The 3,595-nt window shown below is 68.6% G+C and carries 6 protein-coding genes; 2 read left to right on the top strand and 4 right to left on the bottom strand.

What is annotated here, in order from left to right:
* From AC1Q49_RS16115 to AC1Q49_RS16100, 4 genes are all read right to left on the bottom strand, one after another.
* On the bottom strand, positions 1-273 hold a 273-nt coding region (locus AC1Q49_RS16115; RefSeq protein ID WP_492493408.1), incomplete at its 3' end, for a glutaredoxin family protein.
* Between the two features lie 110 nt (positions 274-383).
* Positions 384-482: a 30S ribosomal protein bS22 gene (locus AC1Q49_RS16110; protein WP_003792170.1), complete on the bottom strand. Its 99-nt coding sequence runs from the start codon at positions 480-482 to the stop codon at positions 384-386.
* A gap of 82 nt (positions 483-564) precedes the next feature.
* Positions 565-756, bottom strand: a complete 192-nt coding sequence (locus AC1Q49_RS16105) for a helix-turn-helix domain-containing protein (RefSeq protein ID WP_101305621.1) — start codon at positions 754-756, stop codon at positions 565-567.
* A gap of 132 nt (positions 757-888) precedes the next feature.
* Positions 889-1,296, bottom strand: coding sequence for an ArsR/SmtB family transcription factor (locus tag AC1Q49_RS16100; protein WP_060961066.1), 408 nt, complete (start codon positions 1,294-1,296; stop codon positions 889-891).
* 70 nt (positions 1,297-1,366) lie between these two features.
* On the opposite strand from AC1Q49_RS16100, the gene AC1Q49_RS16095 reads away from it, so the two are divergent.
* Both AC1Q49_RS16095 and AC1Q49_RS16090 read left to right on the top strand, forming a co-directional pair.
* Positions 1,367-2,809, top strand: a complete 1,443-nt coding sequence (locus AC1Q49_RS16095) for a TrkH family potassium uptake protein (RefSeq protein WP_492493405.1) — start codon at positions 1,367-1,369, stop codon at positions 2,807-2,809.
* Positions 2,802-3,473, top strand: a complete 672-nt coding sequence (locus tag AC1Q49_RS16090; RefSeq protein WP_005049780.1) for a potassium channel family protein — start codon at positions 2,802-2,804, stop codon at positions 3,471-3,473. The genes AC1Q49_RS16095 and AC1Q49_RS16090 overlap by 8 nt, the downstream gene beginning before the upstream one ends.
* Positions 3,474-3,595 lie beyond the last annotated feature (122 nt).

Raw genomic sequence — 3,595 nt, 5'->3', positions numbered from 1 at the left:
GGGAGGGACGGGGGATGCCGGTGCGGAGGCGTCCTCGAGCGCCGCACGCAGCCGATCGGGCGACAGGCGCCAGTGCGCGTGCAGCCGGTCGTCGATGAGCACCACGGGGATCTTCTCCCACCACTGCGCATACAGCGCGGGGTCGTCGAGGATCGACAGCTCCTCGACCTCGACGGCATCCTCGGGCAGGTCGGCGACCACGGCCTCGACGATCTCCCGTGCGACGTCGCAGAGGTGGCAGTCGGGCTTGGAGATGATCGTGAGGGTGGTCACGGCATCCATCCTGCCCCACTCCGGCGGGCGGGCAGACACGAAGCGCCCGTCCCGGATCGAAGATCTCGGAGACAGGCGCTCGGTGTCGTTTTGCAGCGTGCCGCGACGAATTACTTCTTGTTGCGGCGCTGGTGGCGAGTCTTGCGAAGCAGCTTGCGGTGCTTCTTCTTCGCCATGCGCTTGCGGCGCTTCTTGATGACAGAACCCACGGAAAACCTCACTATGTCAGGGGTCTGGACGCGGATGGCCGCGTCCGGGAACGGGCATCTCGAAAAATGCCCTCGGATCAGTCTAGCCGACGTCGGCGATGGGACGTTGCACGGCGTCGGTGACGGCCGTCTCGGGCACGCGGTAGCTGCGCCCGAAGCGCACCGCGGGCAGCTCTCCGGCGTGCACCAGCCGGTACACGGTCATCTTCGACACACGCATGATGTCGGCCACCTCGGCGACCGTCAGAAAACGCACGTCAGAAAGGTCCGGCATCCCGATTCCCCCACCGATCCCCGATGCGGTGCCTCCGCATTACTGTGGAACAACATTAGGGTCTCGGTGCGCCGCGTGTAAACCCGTGTGATCCGTGTGACGAATGAGCAGGACGGTGTCGCCCCGCGCCGCTCAGCGGCCGGGAAGGCGCTTGAGCGCGGTGTCCCAGGCGTGCTTCGCGGATGCCGCGGCCCGCCCCACCAGATCGGCGGCGGCCACGGCGGGCTCGGGCAGGGTCGAGGCGCCCGCCGGCGCGGCCACGAGGTCTTCGTCGAGGAACGGCACGAGCCAGTCGTCGACGGCGTCCAGCGGCGCCGGCGACAGGCTGTAGAAACGGTGCTGGCCCTCTTCGCGGACCGTGACGAGCTCGGCTTCGCGGAGCACCTTGAGGTGCTTGGAGACCGTCGGCTGGCTGACCCCGAGCTCGGTGACGATGTGCGAGACACTCGTCCCGCGCTCGCCCGCGGACGCGCGCTCGCGCAGCAGCTGCAGGATGTCCCGACGGGTGCCGTCGGCGATCACGTCGAAGATGTCCGCCATGACGATAGGTTAGCCCGCGCCGCGCTCCGGAGTACCATGACAACGGTTCTTGGGCAGAGAGGGGCGGACCATGACGGGCGACACCGTCGGTGCCCGTGCGTGGCGCTCCCTGCGCGCATCGATGAGCGCGGCCTGGGACGGCCTCCGCGACGCGACGACCTCGTCGCCCTCGCGCTTCGCCGTGGGCATCTTCCTGGCGCTCATCCTGCTGTTCACCGCCCTGTTCTCCCTGCCCGCGGCATCCGCCGACGGCCGGGTCACCCCCTTCGCCGACGCGCTGTTCACGGCCGTGTCGACCATCTGCGTGACCGGCCTGTCGACCGTGAACATGGGCACCCACTGGAGCGCGTTCGGGCACGTGCTCGTCTACGTCGGCGTCAACGTCGGCGCGATGGGCGTGCTGACCCTGGCCTCCATCCTCGGACTCGTCATCTCCAAGCGGCTCGGCCTGCGGGCGAAGCTGATCGCCGCCGGAGACACCAACCCGCTGCGCGCCCACGGCGGCCCGATCAACGAGGGCCAGACCGTGCGGCTCGGCGAGGTGGGTCAGCTGCTGGCGACCGTCGCGCTGTCGACGCTCGTGATCGAGGCGGGCCTCGCGGTGCTGCTCTACCCGTCGCTGCTGGCCAGCGGCGTCGACCCCCTCAGCGCCCTGTGGGAGGCGCCGTACTACGCGGCGATGGCCTTCACCAACACCGGGTTCGCCCCCAACGCCGAGGGCATCGCCCCGTTCGCCACCAACTACGTGCTGCTCACGCTGCTCATGGCGGGGGTCTTCCTCGGCTCGATCGGCTTCCCCGTGATCTTCGCGCTGTGGCGCCACCACCTGCACGTGCGGCGCTGGTCGCTGCACGCCAAGCTCACCCTCATCACGACGGTGATCCTGTTCTTCGTCGGCGCCGCCGTCTTCCTGCTGCTCGAGTACGACAACCCGAAGACGTTCGGTGGGATGGATGCCTGGGACACGACCTTCCAGGCCTTCTTCCTGTCGGCCATGACGCGTTCGGGCGGCTTCTCGATCGTCGACATCGGCGAGCTGCACGGATCGTCGCTGGTGGTCGGCTCGATGCTCATGTTCGTGGGGGGCGGCTCGGCATCCACCGCCGGCGGCATCAAGGTGACCACACTCGCCGTGCTCGCCCTCGCCGTCTGGTCGGAGGCGAAGGGGCGCCCGAGCGTGCAGGCCTTCGGCCGCCGCATCCCCAGCGACGTGCAGCGGGTCGCGCTGTCCGTCGTCGCGTGGGGGTCGACGATCGTCGCGGTGTCGACCATCACGATCGCCCAGATCACGCGATACCCGGTCGAATACGTGCTGTTCGACGTGGTCTCGGGCTTCGCCACCGTGGGACTGTCCACGGGCATCACGCAGGACCTCCCCGACCTCGCCGTCTACGTCATGGCGGCGACGATGTTCATGGGTCGTGTGGGTACCGTCACTCTCGCTGCGGCCGTGGCCGCGACGAGCCGATCGCAGCATTACTCGCTGCCCGTCGAAAGGCCGATCGTTGGTTGAGCAGATCCGGAGCGATGCTCCCGTCCTGGTGATCGGCCTCGGCCGCTTCGGAGCCGCGTGCGCCGGCGAGCTCGACCGACTCGATCGCGAGGTGCTCGCGATCGACGACAACCTCGAGCTCGTGCAGAAGTGGTCCGAGCGCGTGACGCACACGGTGCAGGCCGACGCCAAGAACATCGAGGCGCTCAAGCAGATCGGCGCCCAGGACTTCCAGGTGGCCGTCGTCGCGGTGGGATCCTCCATCGAGGCGTCCGTGCTGATCACGGCGAACCTGGTCGACCTCAAGGTGCCGCAGATCTGGGCCAAGGCCGTCTCGCAGTCGCACGGCAAGATCCTCGCCCGCGTCGGGGCGAACCACGTCATCTACCCCGAGCGCGAGGCCGGCGAGCGGGTCGCGCACCTCGTCAGCGGCCGGATGCTCGACTTCATCCGCTTCGACGACGACTTCGTGCTGGCCAAGATGTATCCGCCGAAGTTCATCCGCGGCATCGGCCTGAACGAGTCGGGCGTGCGCTCCAAGTACAGCGTGACGGTGGTCGGGGTGAAGAGCCCGGGCAAGCCGTTCCGCTACGCCGAGGCCGACACCGTGGTCACCAACCACGACCTCATCATCGTGTCGGGCACCAACAGCGACATCGAGCGTTTCGCCTCCCTCGACCGCTGACCGCGCATCCGCGCCCGCGAGAAACCATCTACGGCGCGAGAAACCCTGCCGTGCGTGCTTTCTCGGCTCGCCGGTGGTTTCTCGCGGCGGCGCGGGGGCTCCTCCCCAGGCGGGGGTGGTAA

This window comes from Microbacterium sp. MPR-TSA4, assembly GCF_058792815.1.
This window is presented reverse-complemented; position numbering and strand designations above follow the sequence as displayed.

What these genes read in the sequence shown, in the direction of transcription:
- AC1Q49_RS16105 (WP_101305621.1), bottom strand. Translation starts at nt 756, where the DNA reads ATGCCGGACCTTTCTGACGTGCGTTTTCTGACGGTCGCCGAGGTGGCC.
- AC1Q49_RS16100 (WP_060961066.1), bottom strand. Translation starts at nt 1,296, where the DNA reads ATGGCGGACATCTTCGACGTGATCGCCGACGGCACCCGTCGGGACATC.
- AC1Q49_RS16095 (WP_492493405.1), top strand. Translation starts at nt 1,367, where the DNA reads ATGACGGGCGACACCGTCGGTGCCCGTGCGTGGCGCTCCCTGCGCGCA.